The organism is Paenibacillus sp. SAF-068 (assembly GCF_051967555.1).
Lineage (GTDB): Bacteria > Bacillota > Bacilli > Paenibacillales > Paenibacillaceae > Paenibacillus.
This window is the reverse complement of the sequence record NZ_JBQCJX010000001.1, coordinates 2,408,339-2,425,715: the sequence shown is the minus strand read 5'-3', so window position 1 is coordinate 2,425,715 and position 17,377 is coordinate 2,408,339. Positions and strand designations below refer to the sequence as shown.

15 protein-coding genes are annotated in these 17,377 nt (G+C 45.0%); 5 read left to right on the top strand and 10 right to left on the bottom strand.

The window, feature by feature from the left end; all coding sequences use genetic code 11:
• Positions 1-199: 199 nt before the first annotated feature.
• Positions 200-1,072 carry an AraC family transcriptional regulator gene (locus ACTHPG_RS10535; RefSeq protein ID WP_440389167.1) on the top strand — a complete coding sequence of 291 codons (873 nt, stop codon included), beginning with the start codon at positions 200-202 and terminating at the stop codon, positions 1,070-1,072.
• Between the two features lie 215 nt (positions 1,073-1,287).
• On the opposite strand, the gene ACTHPG_RS10530 is transcribed toward ACTHPG_RS10535, so the two are convergent.
• Positions 1,288-2,025 carry an SDR family NAD(P)-dependent oxidoreductase gene (locus ACTHPG_RS10530; RefSeq protein WP_440389165.1) on the bottom strand — a complete coding sequence of 246 codons (738 nt, stop codon included), beginning with the start codon at positions 2,023-2,025 and terminating at the stop codon, positions 1,288-1,290.
• A gap of 176 nt (positions 2,026-2,201) precedes the next feature.
• Here ACTHPG_RS10530 and ACTHPG_RS10525 point away from each other — a divergent pair, with 176 nt between their 5' ends.
• The gene (locus ACTHPG_RS10525; RefSeq protein ID WP_440389164.1) at positions 2,202-2,816 is read left to right on the top strand and encodes a TetR/AcrR family transcriptional regulator; all 615 of its coding nucleotides are present in this window, start codon (positions 2,202-2,204) and stop codon (positions 2,814-2,816) included.
• Positions 2,817-3,338: 522 nt separating this feature from the next.
• Here ACTHPG_RS10525 and ACTHPG_RS10520 read toward each other — a convergent pair.
• On the bottom strand, positions 3,339-4,082 hold the full coding sequence (locus ACTHPG_RS10520) for a hypothetical protein (RefSeq protein ID WP_440389162.1): 744 nt from the start codon (positions 4,080-4,082) through the stop codon (positions 3,339-3,341).
• A 40-nt stretch (positions 4,083-4,122) separates the two neighbouring features.
• Positions 4,123-4,422, bottom strand: a complete 300-nt coding sequence (locus tag ACTHPG_RS10515) for an immunity 53 family protein (protein WP_124114848.1) — start codon at positions 4,420-4,422, stop codon at positions 4,123-4,125.
• 177 nt (positions 4,423-4,599) lie between these two features.
• On the opposite strand from ACTHPG_RS10515, the gene ACTHPG_RS10510 reads away from it, so the two are divergent.
• The gene (locus ACTHPG_RS10510; RefSeq protein WP_150367132.1) at positions 4,600-4,956 is read left to right on the top strand and encodes a DUF3221 domain-containing protein; all 357 of its coding nucleotides are present in this window, start codon (positions 4,600-4,602) and stop codon (positions 4,954-4,956) included.
• A 188-nt stretch (positions 4,957-5,144) separates the two neighbouring features.
• On the opposite strand, the gene ACTHPG_RS10505 is transcribed toward ACTHPG_RS10510, so the two are convergent.
• The 4 genes from ACTHPG_RS10505 to ACTHPG_RS10490 form a co-directional block, all read right to left on the bottom strand.
• Positions 5,145-6,755: a glycoside hydrolase family 43 protein gene (locus tag ACTHPG_RS10505; protein ID WP_440389160.1), complete on the bottom strand. Its 1,611-nt coding sequence runs from the start codon at positions 6,753-6,755 to the stop codon at positions 5,145-5,147.
• Positions 6,756-6,817: 62 nt separating this feature from the next.
• Positions 6,818-8,794, bottom strand: coding sequence for a YjhG/YagF family D-xylonate dehydratase (locus tag ACTHPG_RS10500; RefSeq protein ID WP_440389159.1), 1,977 nt, complete (start codon positions 8,792-8,794; stop codon positions 6,818-6,820).
• Between the two features lie 16 nt (positions 8,795-8,810).
• On the bottom strand, positions 8,811-10,277 hold the full coding sequence (gucD, locus tag ACTHPG_RS10495) for an alpha-ketoglutaric semialdehyde dehydrogenase GucD (protein WP_440389158.1): 1,467 nt from the start codon (positions 10,275-10,277) through the stop codon (positions 8,811-8,813).
• 21 nt (positions 10,278-10,298) lie between these two features.
• Positions 10,299-11,174 (bottom strand): fumarylacetoacetate hydrolase family protein, encoded by an 876-nt coding sequence (locus ACTHPG_RS10490; RefSeq protein WP_440389157.1) that lies wholly within the window; start codon positions 11,172-11,174, stop codon positions 10,299-10,301.
• A gap of 217 nt (positions 11,175-11,391) precedes the next feature.
• Here ACTHPG_RS10490 and ACTHPG_RS10485 point away from each other — a divergent pair, with 217 nt between their 5' ends.
• The gene (locus ACTHPG_RS10485) at positions 11,392-12,312 is read left to right on the top strand and encodes a helix-turn-helix domain-containing protein (protein WP_440389156.1); all 921 of its coding nucleotides are present in this window, start codon (positions 11,392-11,394) and stop codon (positions 12,310-12,312) included.
• A 183-nt stretch (positions 12,313-12,495) separates the two neighbouring features.
• Here the strand turns inward: ACTHPG_RS10485 and ACTHPG_RS10480 are convergent, their stop codons facing one another.
• Positions 12,496-13,917 carry a family 43 glycosylhydrolase gene (locus ACTHPG_RS10480; RefSeq protein ID WP_440389154.1) on the bottom strand — a complete coding sequence of 474 codons (1,422 nt, stop codon included), beginning with the start codon at positions 13,915-13,917 and terminating at the stop codon, positions 12,496-12,498.
• 135 nt (positions 13,918-14,052) lie between these two features.
• On the opposite strand from ACTHPG_RS10480, the gene ACTHPG_RS10475 reads away from it, so the two are divergent.
• Positions 14,053-14,808 (top strand): helix-turn-helix transcriptional regulator, encoded by a 756-nt coding sequence (locus ACTHPG_RS10475; protein WP_440389152.1) that lies wholly within the window; start codon positions 14,053-14,055, stop codon positions 14,806-14,808.
• A 215-nt stretch (positions 14,809-15,023) separates the two neighbouring features.
• Here ACTHPG_RS10475 and ACTHPG_RS10470 read toward each other — a convergent pair whose 3' ends face one another.
• Together ACTHPG_RS10470 and ACTHPG_RS10465 are read right to left on the bottom strand one after the other, a co-directional pair.
• Entirely contained in the window at positions 15,024-15,992 is a 969-nt protein-coding gene (locus tag ACTHPG_RS10470; RefSeq protein WP_440389151.1) for an ROK family protein, read from the bottom strand.
• 207 nt (positions 15,993-16,199) lie between these two features.
• Positions 16,200-17,372: an MFS transporter gene (locus ACTHPG_RS10465; RefSeq protein ID WP_440389150.1), complete on the bottom strand. Its 1,173-nt coding sequence runs from the start codon at positions 17,370-17,372 to the stop codon at positions 16,200-16,202.
• Positions 17,373-17,377 lie beyond the last annotated feature (5 nt).

Sequence of the window (17,377 nt, the reverse complement as noted above, 5' to 3'; positions counted from 1 at the left end):
GCCTCCTTATCTAAAAATTCATTTTTAGAATCAACAGTTCGATCTTCCCCAGCTTGTTGTCATATAAACTCAATTTACAGCCACCTCCTCTTTATGTTACCGCTTACATTTATCTTACAGGTCTAAAAAAAGACAGACAATCTAAAAAATGTGACGTATTATATAAAATAATTGACTTTTTCAGGAAGGAGATTCACGTATGGTTCATACGGTATCTTACGCTTTTCGTAATGACGATACATCAATCATGACACTGGACTCTATTGGATGGCAGATCGTTTCAAGCGAGGAATATCGTTGTCCAAGTGATGATAGACCGGACCCGGGGCATGTTGTTTTTCAATACACGCTTAATGGTCAGGGGTATTTGGATATTGATAATCAAACGATTCCTTTACCAAAGGGACATGCCCTGCTTGTTAAAATCTACGGAGAACATTGCTATTACTATAAACAAGAGAATAACGAACCATGGGAATTTATATGGATTAACATTCGCGGGGATGAAGCCAACCGAATCTGGGATATGATTCATGATAATGAGGGACATGTCATTCAACGAAACGCGGATTCTCCCCTGATTCAAGAGTTATGGCAAATTATCCATTTGATCCATCAAGATAAAGTCACGGACAAGTATCGCTTGTCCATGCAAGTCTATCGGTGGCTACTTATCCTCGTGCAGACGAGTCGGGATGCGGAGAAGGATATCGGTGCCCTATCCATAACAACAATTGAGAAATGTAAAAAGTTCATTCGAGAGAACTATGCATCTCCATTAACGCTGGATCTGCTGGCCAGCCATTGCGATATCAATAAACACTACTTGTGCAGGCTATTTCAGAAATCGGAGAAAACCTCACCGCTAGCCTATCTCAAAGACAGACGAATTGAGGTTGCAGTTCGGCTACTCCGTACAACAGAACTTCCGATCTCACAAATTGGTCAACAATGCGGCTTTGAGAGTCCCAGCTATTTCGGCAAAGTGTTTCGCCAATATATGTCCATGTCGCCCAAAGAATATCGCTTGAATAAGTTGGAATTTCCTTATGAAGCCATCTATTATGAATAGCCAACTGCTGTGTGCTCGTCATCCGTCTAACTCTTCAACTTGCAACCTTCAATCTTTGACTTCACTCAGAAGCAGGTATTTGGCATTTGGAGCATATCCTTTTGCTTGTCTTTGAACTTGTACTCAAAGTTACTGATATAACAAAAAAAGCCGCTATAAAAGCGACTTTTAATGGAAATGGGAAATAGATTTTTCTCTGGTGACAAATGCAACACTTATTGAGCGGTATACCCACCATCGATGATCAGGCTATTTCCAGTCATGTATGAAGAATCATCGCTAGCCAGGAACAGAACGGCTTTCGCCATCTCTTCTGCCTGACCCAGACGTTTCATCGGTGTTGCTGCAGAGAGTGCTTGCTTGCTCTCTTCCGGGATAATTGGTGTGTCGATGAAGCCTGGGCAAAGGGAGTTTACCCGAATATTCTGCTCAGCATACTCCAGCGCCAGTGAACGAGTCAGGTTCACAACGCCACCTTTAGCAGCATTGTAGGCTGCAGAACCAGGTGAACCAACCCATCCGTACATGGATGCCGTGTTGACGATTGTGCCTCCGCCAATTTTCAGCATTTCGCGGATCGATTCACGTGCAACCAAGAAAACGCCGTCCAGATCAACATTGACCGTATTGCGCCATTCGGCATAATCAAGCTCATGTGTAGGATGAACACGTCCAATGCCCGCATTGTTGAATACGATATCCACTTGACCGAACACTTCTACGGTTTTTTTGAAAATCTCGGAAACCTCTTCTTCACTCGTGATGTTTGCCTTGATAAAGAGAGCTTCCGCATTAAGCGCTTTCAGTTCCTGCTCAAACGCCTTGCCTTTTTCTTCATTCAGATCGACCAAAACCACTTTGGCTCCCTCGGAAACGAACAGACGAGCTGTCGCTGCGCCGATTCCGGATGCTCCTCCTGTAATGATTGCTACTTTATCCTGTAGTTTGCCCATGAATAAATCCCCCAGTATAATATTTTGAATAGCGCCTATATAAATAGTGCTATATGATGTTTACAAAACTAATTCTATGCTTAAAATTGTAACATTCCAATCATTAAGATATGACCAAGTGTCTACCTCGTAGACACTTCATAAAAATATGTCTATATTTATAGGAGTTTTTTTGAATGAATAATGAACTTACTGTGACAGCTCAACATCGTAATCGAACCAAGGAGCACCTAAAAACCGCTCTGATTCAGCTTATTAAGAAAAAAGGATTCCATGGTGTTTCTGTGAAAGACATCGTTGATCAGGCGGGTTATAATCGCAGCACGTTTTATTTACACTACCAGGATAAATATATACTCGCCGAAGAGTTGTTGAGTATGACACTCGAAGGATTGAGGGGTGCAGTAGGTAAACCCTATTGGCACGGCCAAAAGGTTTCAACAAACAAGCTGGATGCCGAATCTTTTCAAATCGTGGATTATATCTATGAACACCGTGACTTCTTCGAACTGATTCAATACGATGATACGTTACCTGGTTTACATACAGGCTTTCCACAAACCATACTCAAAATCTATCAGGAGCAATTTGTCTTTGAGACGATCAATAACTCCCCGGTGAACATGGACTACTTCAAGTACTACACCGCCTACGGTTTTTTTGGACTGTTGAACAATTGGATATTAAGCGGATATCGCGAATCACGTGAGGCATTTATTAAGAACGTGATTGAACTCACCAAAACGCATATTCACTCTTTTCATTATGTGGGTGAGACGTTTGACGCGTGATTTCGAGTAAGTTGATTAAATTAGATGCATACATAAAAAGTCGCTATATTAGCGACTTCTAATGGGACTATATGTTACCTTATATGCATCACAGCAATCCTTATTGAATAGCCAATTTCACAAATCACAATTATTTATTGTCTAATCGGAGATGACACAATGGTCTTGTCCGTAGCTTAAATTTGTCCAAATGAGATTAATATCTTTCGAGTTCTGCCTTCAAATCCTCAATTAGTATCCCGACATCCAGTACAGCAGCATCAACTTTATTAAAGAATTTATGCTGCATTGGTATCCCCTGTGGACTATTGCATTTTTGTGTTTCTTGCTCATATTACATTTAGATCACGTTTGATTTCACCTCTCAATGAAGTTGAAACCTTATCATCATTTGCTATCTCTGTACGTCTAACTTGTTTTCTGACCCTCCCATTTTCTTTGCCGCAGACGACGTTCCCTTTTTGATTGCTTTTACTGCAGATTTTGTTATAGTCTTCTTAACAGAGGGTTCGACTATTTTTTCTAACGGCCAAAATATTTCAGGGTTGCAGAATACTTTTCAGTGCCTGTTTTATTAATTAAAGCAACTTCAAAATCAGATACCCATGTAAGTTCACCTAGATGTTCAGCATAGGCAAATTCATCTGGTTGTTCTGATATGACCTTCTCAAAGAGTACTTGTGTACCATCTCGTTGTAAAACCGATATGAATATATCCATACTTTCTACATTATGATGGCAAATGACTCTAGCATTGTACTTCTTATTAGGGCTCTTCACTAATTTTTTCCAAGTCCATTCATTTACATAATCTAACTCCTCTATTTGCAAAGCTATCTCCCTAAATGGATCAATCTCCCAATTATTACGTAGAGCAAGTTTCTCTATGCCTTCCATTAGCAGGCGAAGCGTAGTCTTTTTTTTCTCCAACTCATTTTTTGCACTAAAGTCATTCAAACTAAATTGGATTGGTACCGAATACACACCAGAATCGTTAACAATCCGTTCATCCGTAATATTTTCTACACATTCTATTAGGACTTTCCAACAATCTTTCGTTTTGTATTTCCCCAGCAGACGTTCATACATCGCTGTAATACAGCGAGTTTCCAAACTAAAAGAGCGTCTTTTCCATTTCCAATTCAACGCATAATCTAATTTTGTTGCTTCGTTCCGCTCGCATTTTTGCTTTTTCATTATAGATTCAATATTTTCATCATCTACAATATACGGTAAATCTAAATCGAATTCTTTTAGATACATCATCTGATCCTCTCCATGGTTTAAATCCTGAGTCAATGCATCATTAACTTCTATCCAAACTTGAAGCCCAATTTTTGAAGCAATTAAGCATCTCTTCTAAATTTTTTGCTCCCCCTGCACTGTGAAACACGCCATCTCTCACGATACAGTAGAACCAATCTTCTTCATTTCTCTCTTCTTCAATCGAATCAAATGGCACATCTTCTAAATAGGTGTCCATCAAATCGATTTCGACAGACCAACCAGGATTATCCACCGTATCAATTCGCACACCGTATGAATGCTCCCAATCGCCGTCACAATTTTCATAATACCAGCTTTGAATCCATTTTAGGCTATCCATCGTCGTGACCTCTTTTTTTGTTTTTTTCTACTCTAGGAACTTATTATTTAAAGGAATCCTCAAGCCATGTTTCATACTTTTCTCGTATGAACTACCTTTTAGTAATAATTTGCTTTTTTTATGTAGGGTATACTTAAAAGCAAGGGGAAAACTTTATTTCAAATCAAGGAGGTTATTATGAAAAAAATAATATTGTTTATCTTCATTAGTATGATTATACTTGCGGGCTGTTCTAACAAGGATGAGAAAGAAAATTATCCAGTTTTCGAGGGCACTGTAGTATTTAAAACAGATGAAAATGACAAGTACAAATTTCTTGTACTACAAAATATAAGTAAGGAAGATCTGGAGAATGGAAATCTTGAGGATCTTATAGAACTAGCACAAGACCAGGAAGCTTCGTATTATTTGGTCGATAGAGAAACATATGAAACAATTGAGATAGGCCAAAGAGTAAGAATCACTGCTGGCTTTGACCAACTAGAACCCTCGCCACCCATTAGGACGATTGTGAGTATTGAACAAATCAATTAAAACATACTAAATATCAACTATTTTAAGCTTTCTATAATTTCCTCATTACAAAATATAGGCTACGATTTTTTCTATTGCAAAATGATAAAAAGACCTTAACGTTTCCGCGAACGTAAGGTCTTTTTATCATTTTGGTTTCAAAAGTTCTAAGTTAATATCACGCGGTTAAATCTGACAGGCCTCTCCTCTCATTCCCCTCCCGCAGCTGCATGCATTGTCTCTTTATACACAAAGTAATCAAAATCGGCATGTTTTCGGGTTCCGCCAAGATCCTGCACACAAAGACCGATATAGGTCCCCGTAAACCGGATATACTCCGGAGATTCATCGGAAAGATGAGTGATGTCAATCCACTCGCCTGCTTGATTCCAGGATGATTCACCATTTAACGAATAGTAGAAGCGGGCGCGATCATGATCTACCACAGCCTTTAAGCTAAGCGTATTTCCCGACTCTAGCGGAATATCTTCCAGCAGTTCGTCGTATACCCCGTATTTGGACTGAATGATCCCCAGGCAGACCCCTTTATCCTCATGATAAGTTACACGTAAGTAGAGATAGTCCTGGGTATCGTAGTACAAAATCAATCCTGCCATTTGCTGTGGATGGTCCGGCGCAAATTCCAGACATGTCTCGGCTTCACATTCCAAGGCCTGAAGTCTCCGTGCGATCATGCTTTGCCTGTGCGTTGAACTCATTGACTCCATGCCGTGCAAGCGCAAGTAACCGGGACGTTCCGTCAAGGTGAGCCAAGTCGAATCGGGTGAAATGCGAAGTGTATTCCACTCATTCCGAAGCTCAAAGTGATCGAAATGATCCATTTCAGCAATCGGCTCAAACGGATGGGACGGGATCATCGGTGCAGGCACCTGAACCTCCGGATATCGGTCACCGCTCGCGAGTCTCAGCCAGCCGTCCTCGCTCCACGAACACGACTGAAGTGCGGTCTCACGTCCAAGAATGCAATATTTGTGATGAACGGGTCGTCCGACCAGATGAGCCATGTACCATTCGCCGGTATGCGTTTCGACTAGACTACCGTGGCCTGCCTTTTGCAGAGCTAAATCCGGTCTGCCATATGAAGTGAGGATCGGATTGGCAGGATCGACCTCGTAAGGGCCTTGTAACGTACGGGAACGTGCTGCGGTAACCGCATGCTCATAACCGGTTCCACCTTCAGCCGTAATGAGATAATAATAGTCGTTGTGTTTATACAGGTGGGGTGCTTCGGTCAGGCCTAATTCTGTTCCCTTAAATATGTTCATGGCCGGTCCGATCAGCTTATGTTCCTGGACGGAATATTCCTGAAGAACGATGCCTGCAAACCGATTTTTGCCCTTACGGTGATCCCATATCATATTGACCAGCCATTTACGCCCGTCTTCATCATGAAACAGGGAAGGATCAAAACCGCTGCTGTTCAGATACACCGGCTCGGACCAAGGGCCCTCAATATCCGTTGCTGTCACAAGGTAATTGTGGGTATCTTTAAAAGCGCCTACCCGGCTTTTGACATCGGTGTAGATCAGGTAAAACATACCGTTGTCGTAACTAAGACATGGTGCCCATACACCTCCGGAGTTAATGTTACCCTCCATGTTCAACTGCGTTGCACGAGTCAGCGGTGAATTGATTGGCCGCCAATGAACCAGATCCCGGGAATGGTGAATCCGTACACCAGGGAACCATTCAAAGGTGGAAGTGGCAATATAATAATCCTCCCCCGCTCGGCATATGGACGGATCGGGATGGAAACCGGGAAGAATGGGATTGGTGATCATTTTCTTGATCTTATTCATGGAAGAAACCTCCGGTATGAAAGTGATGATCTGTACAACAGCAGATACACAAAAGTTAGAAATCAGTACCAGCCCAGCGCTTTTTTGCCGGCTTCCAGAGCAGTTATAATTCGCTCTACATCATATACATTCCCTCTCCAGGTCCCACCACTGACCGATTGCAATGCAGCCCAGAGCTTTGTATCATCCGGCAAAGCTTCATCAGGCCTCATATCCGGATGGAAGGACCTTTGTGCCAGGATGAGAGCACCTTCTTCCGGCGAAAACTCCAGATCTCCTTCTCCTACAAAGTTAATGCTGCCCTCCAGCGTGTTACGATCAACCGCGATGTCAATCAAGTCTCCGTTCCGCAGCTTGCCAATCGGTCCGCCTGCCAGCGCTTCGGGGCCAACATGACCAATACACGCTCCGGTGGAAACACCCGAGAACCGGGCATCCGTAATTAGTGACACGTATTTGCCAAAAGACAAATGTTTAAGCGCAGATGTAAGCTGGTACGTCTCCTCCATTCCGGTTCCCGATGGACCTCGCCCGAGAAGCACAACAACGTCGCCAGCAATTATACCTCCTGTCTTAATCGCATGGATCGCCTCACGTTCGGTGGTAAATACCTTTGCTCTGCCACGGTGACGGTATACGCCATGCTCATCCAGCACAGCAGGATCAATAGAAGTGGATTTGATGACAGAACCTTCTGGAGCGATATTCCCGGTTGGAAATGTTACGGTCGATGAGATGCCAAGCCGCTGAGCGTGTTCTACACTCATGATGACACTGTCCGGATCAATGCCGTCCTGCTCTTTTAACTGCTTCCGCATGAGATGACGCCGTTCCGACGATTCCCACCAATCCAGTACCTGACCCAATGAAGTACCTGTAACCGTTGGTACAGACTCATCCAACAGACCAAGCTGTCTGAGGTGGAGCATGACCTCCGGTACGCCTCCGGCCTGAAAGACACGTATGGTCGGATAAAAGATCGGTCCGTTTGGCAGGGCACTAACCAGCCTCGGAACATTTTTGTTAACCTGTATCCAGTCCTGTACCGTGGGTACGGTTAAACCGGCGGCATGGGCAATGGCCGGTATGTGAAGAAGCAGATTGGTCGATCCGCCAAACGCGGCATGAACGGTCATCGCGTTGCGAATGGATGCATCCGTGACAATGTCTGCCATCCTCATCCCCTGAGACTCCATATGGATGAGTGCACGTGACGATTGGCGCGCCATTTCAAACCAGATGGGCTGCCCGGAAGGTGCAAGCGCGGCATGTGGCACTGTCATACCCAATGCCTCTGCTACAACCTGGGCTGTAGCCGCGGTACCTAGAAACTGACAGCCTCCTCCCGGTGTAGCACAAGCTCGGCATCCTAAATCGGACGCCATTTCCAGAGAAAGTTCCCCGTTGACATAACGTGCGCCAATGGTCTGAATTTTACCGGCGTCCTCTCCATCGGTAGGCGGAAGTGTGACGCCACCGGGAACGATTACACCAGGCAATTGAGGCATGCCGGCAAGCGCGAGCATCATCGCTGGAAGACCTTTGTCACAAGTGGCGACACCAAGCACGCCTTTACGCGTTGGCAGCGAGCGAATCAGTCTGCGAAATACCATAGCGGCATCATTCCGGTACGGAAGCGAGTCAAACATGCCGGTTGTCCCCTGTGATCTGCCGTCACACGGATCGCTGACATATCCGGCAAACGGGATTCCTCCACGGCTTGACAGTTCTTCTGCGGCAGCCTTCATCAGCAGGCCGACCTCCCAGTGGCCCGTATGGTAACCGAGTGCTGCCGGGCTGCCGTCTTCATTGCGTATGCCACCTTGTGTACTCAAGATCAGAAATTGTTTTCCGTTCAATTCCCCAGGCTTCCAGCCCATTCCAACATTCTGGGACATGCCGAACAAGTCGCCGCTTGGAGCATTCCGCAGCAAATCATCCGTTAAAGGAAGACGTCCGGCAGCCCCTGGAGCATGGGCTATGATATCAAAGCAGTTGGATGCAGTCTCTCCCATAATCGACGTAATCTGTTCGTACATGGTAGCCTCCCACAGTTTATGACTTCACGAAGACCGTTTTGATGGCCGTGAAAAATTCGATAGCCGCTTGCCCCTGTTCTCTTGAATGTGAACTTGACATCTTCATTCCGCCGAACGGAGCCTGCAGCTCTACGCCGGCCGTTTCTGCATTAATTCTGACCAGTCCTGCATCCATATCCCGGATGAAAGACAACATGGCTCCGACGTTCTGTGTATAGATGGAAGCACTCAAGCCATAATCGCTATCATTAGCCGCTTCGATGGCTTCCTCCAGGGAATCTACCGCAATCAAGGCCAGGACAGGGCCAAAGATTTCTTCCCGGGCAATGGACATATGGAATTCTACCCCTTCAAATACGGTCGGCTGCACATAGAACCCCTCTTCCAGTCCAGGACCATCCCCTCTTTTTCCACCAGCGAGCAGAACAGCACCTTCATCCAGACCTTTTTGAATATAACTGAGCACGGTATTGAGCTGTCCTTCGCTTGCACATGGACCCATCCAGCTTCCAGAAGACATGCCGTCACCCAGCCGAATTTCCTGGATTTGCGAGAGCAGCTTTTCTTTGAAGGCATCGTATACTTTTCGTTCAATAATGACCTTGCTGGTGGCCGTACATTTTTGCCCTGTTGATTTCAAGCCTCCGCTGATGGTGGCTTCCACAGCCAAATCCAGGTCAGCGTCAGCCGCGATAATAATCGGGTTTTTGCCACCCATCTCAAGTTGATACTTGGCCCCACGTGCCAGTGCTGCGCCGCCGACACGTTTGCCCACTTCATTGGAGCCTGTGAACGTTATTCCGCCCACATCCGGATGCTCAGCAAGGGCAGATCCGATCACTGAGCCTCTGCCGCATACCAGATTAAGAACGCCTGCCGGGATGCCTGCCTCCTCGAAACACTCCATTACTTTAGCGGCAGTGACCGCAGTTTCCTGAGCCGGCTTCAACACAACCGTATTGCCGTAGATCAAGGCTGGAGCCGTTTTCCATATTGGAATGGCTACAGGGAAATTCCAAGGAGCAATAACCCCCACAACGCCAAGGGGTACGCGGGTCGTAAACATCAGCGCTTCGCTGTCCGTTGATGGAATGACATCACCGGTTTTTCGCATGCCTTCTCCGGCGTAATACCTTAAGATCGCGACACCGCGCAGTGTCTCTCCTTTGGCTTCAGGGAGTGTTTTGCCCATTTCCCTGGTCATCGCCTCTGCAACTTCATCGGCCCGGCGTTCCAGCACATTGGCTGCTTGAAATAGATAGTTGCCGCGTTCCGCACCCGATAACCTCCGCCAATCTTTTGCTGCTTCCTTCGCCGCTGCGACAGCCCGGTTCAGATCCTCTACGCCGGAGGTGGGTACATAGCCAACTACCTCCTTCCGATTCGCCGGGCTGATGCTCGGTTCGGTTTCACCGGATGTCGCCTTCACCCATTCTCCGTTAATATAATTGCTGTATGTCTGCTCTAACTGAAATGTGGTCATCGCATTCATCCTCCTTGTACATTAGTTTGAAATGACTGGATTAATAAGTGTCCCGATATCGCTAATGGATATTTCAATGCGGTCCCCTGGTGCAAGTGTAAAATCATTAGGGGGCACAATGCTTGTACCTGTCAATAACACCGTACCGTCAAACAGATCGTTATCTCTTGCCAAAAAGGAAACCAGCTCATCGAGTTTTCGGTTTAACTCACTCGTGCTTGCCTCGCTTTTGACAACGATTTCACCTTCTCGATATATCTCGCAAATGATGCTGAAGGCGTATGGATTCTGTACCGTCTCCGCCAGACGAATGGCCGGACCTATGGAGCAGGAATTGCGCCACATTTTTGCTTGCGGCAGATACAGCGGATTTTCCCCTTCAATATCGCGGCAGCTCATGTCATTGCCAACGATGTATCCTACTATGCTACCATCTGCGGCAAGCACCAACCCCAGCTCAGGCTCCGGGATCTGCCAATTGGAATCGCTGCGAAGTGTGACAGCCTCATTGGGTCCGACGGTGCGGGCTGCCGTGGATTTAAAAAAGATCTCCGGCCTTTCGGCATCGTAAACTTTATCGTAAAAGGTCTTTGCATCCAGCTTGCCTTCCGTCGCTTCATAATTGCGCGCTTCCCGGCTGCGCTGATAAGTCACACCCGCCGCCCATACTTCCGGTGCTTCCAATGGAGTGATTAGATGCAAGGAAGTCCAATCGTCAGTTAACTTGTTTAATGGTTTAAAAGCGCTTTCAACAAGTTGAACTGGGGGAACCCCCTGCTTTCTTGCTTGATAGATCAAAGTCATAAAATCTGCTTGCGGCAAACGATACGCTTGTTCATCATCCGTAACGGCTGCCAGCCACTTCTGTTGTCCATCCAGAAATCGAATAATTCTCATTCAAGCTTGCCTCCATTTTTCCCCATTGGGTTGATAATACTACCATAGCACCCGCTATGGTTCATGACGATGTTCTAATCACTCCGACGATTTACCCTTTTCACGCATTATTTTTCTGTTAAGATGAGGTTAGAAACGTTGGAATACAGATGATTTACGAGGATACTCCGATGACAGGATTTTGGAATATAGAATAGTACAAGGGGGTTGGCTTGTTGTGACCAAGCTTTCGGATGCTGTGTATTTAGGTCGTCTGCCCGATGTTCGCATGTCTTTTCAATTATTGGGGCTGCATGCCAGAAAAGTAGATTCCAGCTGGACTTATCCGTCCCATGAACATTCAATGTATGAAGTCCACTGGATGATGGACGGGCAGATGAACATGGTTGTCAACGGGCAGTCTTACCGTCAGTCGGTTGGCGACCTTCTGTTCATCCGGCCTGGTATGACCCACTCTTGCACGGGAGCCGGACCGGAGGGGTTCACTTATTTTTCCGTCCATTTCAGCATACACGATACATCCTTTTGCAGAGAACTTAACCGTTGCAAAGACATCTATTATCCGGCAAATTCAAATTTGGCTCTGGGGCTGTCCTCTTCCCTGTCTACCTTGTATAATCTGGCCACAGAGCATTTGTCGAGTTCACTATCTTCTTCCAAGCAGATGAAGGTACATGCCGCTGTGTTCGAACTGCTAGGTTCTCTGGTCGGCCAGTTATCTCAGCAAGCATCCGTTACGTTGTCGAGAAAAGAAACCATTGCCCATCAGATTGCTGAGCACATTGAGGATTCGGTGAGATATATCCATCTTCATGGGGAGATTCAGGAGAGCGAGCGAACCTGGATTCAGGACATTGCCAAATCGCTGAGCATTAGCCCGTCACAGGTTAATCGTATTTTTCGGCAGGTATACGGTATCGCTCCGCGCAAGTTTCTATCGGAAACCCTTCTGAACGAAGCGCAGCGCTTGTTAAAACAAACCGACCTGAACATAGACCATATTGCGATGATGCTGGGATATAAGACCAATGCGCATTTCAGCCGCCAGTTCAAGCGGTGGACAGGCATCGCGCCAAGTGAATTTCGCAGTCATTCGCAGCAGAATGGTGAAGCCACGCATTCAGTTGACTATACTTAACTTTTTGAATCCTGAGAAAATCTCTGGAATTTTAGAGCCACCTGACCATTCCAGTAAGAGTGTTAAGACCATGAGATGCAGCATTCTCTGAGCCGCAGGAAGTTAACCAATACAAAAAAGCAGCTGCTGGATGTCCAGAAGCTGCTCTATCTTTCTCAGGTATTCGATGTTCTGCTGTAACTTTTACGATAAAATAAATGCAGCGAGGCTCGCATTTCCCGAACCCCGATATGTAAAATACAACGCCTGTATACCATCAGGAATACTAATCTCGGCTGTATAGGATTTCCAATGATTTGTAAAATGTACCGGGATTGTACCCAGTACAGGACCGTCCCATGCTGTTTTAACCTCGAATTCCCCGTTACAATATCCGCGCACCCTGATCGAGACCTGGCGAATCCCTTTGCAAGCAAAATATTTAAATCCTGCCGTTGCGGATTCAACCATATTGGCAATATATCCGGTCTCTTCATCACCGTCTCTACCATCCTGGGTTATCTTCGGAAAGCGGCTGTCCAGCCAGGCTCCTGCCCCGAAACCTCCAGTATACTTCTGATCATCCTGGGTAAAAAGATTGCATGCCAGATACGCAGGGTACTCACCTGTTCCTTCCAACGGTCTACCATTTGTGCCGCAGGAAGTCATCTCCACCTGATGAATGCTGCCGTCCTCTTCAAAAAATATCTTTTCAATACAGCCCTGTCGGTTGAATGCGTCCCCATTGGTATGACGGTGATAGAAGACATACCAATCTCCGTTGATCTCCACAATGCTACCATGGTTATTCCCTCCATAATACATGGGCTTGTCGGCAGGTTTGTACGAGTCGATATGGAGATCACAGTTGCTTACGATGACGCCCTGATATTGAAATCCTTTGTTTGGAAACAGGCTGGTGGCATAACATAATTCATGCATAACGATGGAGGAATATATGAGGTAGTAGGTATCACCTCTCTTCCGGATGGAAGGCGCCTCAAAAAATTCATGGCCCTCATAACCGCTGCCCTCACTGTAAGGCTCACTTGGTACTACGTATACAGGTTCTTCCACAATCGTCAACATATCCGGACCTAACACCGTGGCCATCGCGCCATGCCTGGATTGGTCTCCAGGTGCACAAAAGCCGGTATACAGATAAGTGCGCTGTCCTTCAGTCATCACGCCGGGATCGAACTGGGGCTCGTCCCCTTCTCTTTCACCCAGACGAGTGCCATCGCCATACTGCACATAACCGTAGAATTCATATTTGCCGGCAGGCGTATCACATACAGCCACCGAAACAACGGGTACCTTATCCAGCACATAATACAGATAATACCGCCCATCGGGACCCAGCGTAACATCTGGCGCATACAGGCACATATGCCCATTCGGATTCAGCGGATCATCTGTTTTTCGGTAGATCACCCCTTCATTTCTCCAATTCCCAAGGTCATTTTCGGGTGCAGACCAGCACACATAATCGTTCAGACAGAAGGCATGTCCGTTAAACCGGTCATGTGAACCATACACATACACTCTTCCATTGAATACATAAGGCTCGCCGTCAGGGACATATTCCCAGGATGGCAGGTATGGGTTCAATCCTTGTTTATTCATTCAACGTACACTCCTTGTTTAAAGTGATAGACAGTCTATTACACTGACGATAACTTTCGTATAATAGGAAACAACTGCAATGTTCCAAAAGAGTCTCTATTTATTACATAACCTGCATGGTAAAGGTGAAGAACAATGAATACTATTTTTTACGTTGAATATGATGCTGCCCATAACCATCCGTTTGTGTTTGATATTCCAGAAGGTCATGATTGCTGGCTGTTAGTTGTTACGCAGACTCCGGCACAGTTCTGGGTAGGCGGGAAACTGATAGATTGTCCACCTCATTGTGCCGTTCTATATCCACCTCATCAGAAAATATATTACCGCTCTTGTACGGAGCAATATGTGAACGATTGGATTCGTTTTGAAAGTGATGAGATGTATGTAACCGAAACTTCCCTACCGAAGGGCGAACCATTTCCATTAGATGATCCTGAATTTTGTCACAAGCTGTTTCAATTGCTTGTTGCTGAGCATTCTTTCCAAAAAAACTACCGAGAATCATCGATAGATTATTTACTTCGAACGCTGTTCAACAAGCTGTTGGAGTCTCGCGTTCAAGAGAATATTGGTCCGCAGCATTATCCTCTGATGAAACTTCGAACAGACATTCACAATAATCCGAGTCACCCATGGACAGTTGCTGCCATGGCCCAAAGCATGAATATTAGTCCGGGGTACTTACAGTTTGTATATAAGAACTCCTTTGGGGTGTCCTGTATGGATGAAGTGATTGATAGCCGAATTCGGTTAGCTAAAGAGTACCTCAGACATCACCAATATACGGTTGCAGAGATCGCCGATCGATGCGGTTATCGTAATGTCGAGCATTTTTGCAGGCAATTCAAACAAATGACCGGTTCCTCGCCTAAACAGTTTCACAAATGACATGAAGAGCCCGGCTGACATAACCGAATTGAGAGATAAATCTCACTCTCCCACTCTGTCCATTGGGCGTTTACACATAACTTAACCATCCAATTGGTATAAACGCCATCCAGCTTATTAGCGTTCTCTGCTGTCATTTTAAGTTAAGGTTTTGGACTGTATAATGCAATGACATATTCTCAAGCAAAATTGATCAATTATCATATTGTGATACTTTATAATGACATCTTGTTTTTGGCATATGCAGCCGCACCAATCATCCCTGCTTGCTCACCCAATTTCGCTTGTACTATTTTACATGCACGGGATGAAAGCTTTAACGCATGTTTCTCAACAGTGTCACGCACTGTATTCAGCAATCGATCACCTGCCGCGGACATTCCTCCACCAACAATAAATACTTCTGGATTAAACAGATTGATTACATTGGAAAGACCAACTCCGAGAATGTTTCCGGTCTCATGCATAACCTCAATAGCAAGTGAATCTCCAAGATCATATGCTTCCGAGATCATACGTGCAGTAATTGTCGTCCAATCCGCTCCTACCCATTCCAGAATCATACTTGAATGGCCTTCCTCCAGCATGTCTGTAAAGGTTTTGACGATTCCTATCGCAGACACGTATCTCCCCAGACAGCCCGAACTTCCACAACGGCAAGGCCGACCCTCCCGGTACATATTCATGTGACCGATTTCGCCTGCACTTGATGTAGTACCGTAGAGAACCTTCCCGTTATTGACAATACCAGATCCCAGACCAGTGCCTAATGTAATCAATATCAGATTTTTATAGTCGGTGCCTGCGCCAAACTGCCATTCACCATACAGATTTACCCGAACATCATTGTCGATGTAAACGGGAAATTCAAAATGATTTTTCATATAGTTCACGACATGGATGTTTTCCCAGTCTGGAAAATTAGGTGAAAATATGGATAGTCCCTGCTCCGGATCTAATAATCCAGGAATGCCCATACCCATGCACAGAATTGAAGCGGGCTGGATTCCTTCGGAAGACAGCATCTCTTGAATAATGTCTACCATTCGATTTAATACATGAGATGGTCCCTTTGCCGCTTCCGTAGGGTCAGATCTTTCGTGAATTTTTTGAAACTCCAGGTTGAAAATGGCGGACTTAATATTGGTTCCACCCAGGTCAATTCCGATGATGTATTCTCGCATAATAATCTCCGCTCTTATTTATTTTGATATCTCATGCTATATTCTGCCATGATGATGTAATGCGATTCTCATTATAACTTTGTTATACACGAAAAAGATCTCTTTTGCAGTGAATGCTGAAGAGATCTTTTTTTATTTTACATATAACGGATGACTGCATCTCAACAAAGCCAAGTACTTTAGAAGCAAGAATTACCATCACTGAAATTACACTGGATCTGTCGTTCCAGTCCTGCTTCTCAATTTCTTAAATAGCATTATGGCAAGAAGTAAAGCAATTCCTACAGCTCCAAAACCCAACCAATTCAAATACATGACAGATGTACGACTGATCACAATCCCACCTATTCCAGATCCCAATGCAAAACCAAATTGGATAAATGACGTATTTACGCTAAGGGCAATGTCGGGATTACGAGGTGCCAGTGTAACCAGAAATAGTTGCTGGGCCGGAGATATGCTCCACGTTGCTAACATAAAAATCATTAAAACCAAGATTAACATCATAAGATTAACTCCCTCTAGAGCAAACAAAAGAAGAGTTGCCCCTTGTAACAGAAGGCCTAGACAAATTGTAAACTTTGATCCCTTTGCATCTGCCAATTGACCGCCCAATTTTGATCCGACAAAGCTGCAAATTCCCGCGAGAAACAGAACACCGCTGATCTCGGTCATGGTAAGTGTGGATTTAGCTTGCAAGAACGGCGTAATATACGTGAACAGTGTTGAATAGCCGCCGATATACAATAACGTAATAAGTAAGGCAGTCAGAATGAGTGGATTTTTTAAAATGGATAGCTGCATTCTGAGGGTGATTTTTTCTTCCTCTTTGATTGCCGGAACCATTTTGTAGATAATAAGTAATGGAAGAACACTTAATAAACCGATTAAAACAAATAGAACTCTCCATCCAAACATTTCACTAAAAAATGTGCCTAAAGGGACACCGAGTACTAGCGAACTGCTTAAACCCATCAAAATGATGCCGATGGCATTGCCCCTTTTTTCTTTTTCAACCAGTCGTGTCGATACGGCCATTGCTACTACGGTAGCCATGCCTCCGCTAGCCCCTTGAATAATTCGTACCCATAGTAAAGTTTCGTAAGAAAGGTTAACAAGCATAAGTCCGTTACTGGCAATAAACACACTGAGGGTGGCCAACAGTAACTTCTTGCGATCCATATTTATTGTAATTGCTATGAGAATCGGAGCGATAATGGCTGCTGCCAGAGCGAATACAGTCACCAATAAACCCACTTCGGAAGTAGATACGCTTAAGTCTGAGGCGATCATTTCAATGACTCCTGTAATAATGTATTCAAGAGTTCCGATCAGAAAAACAGCCAATGCCAAGATATATATGATCCATTTATTTTTCACTTTAC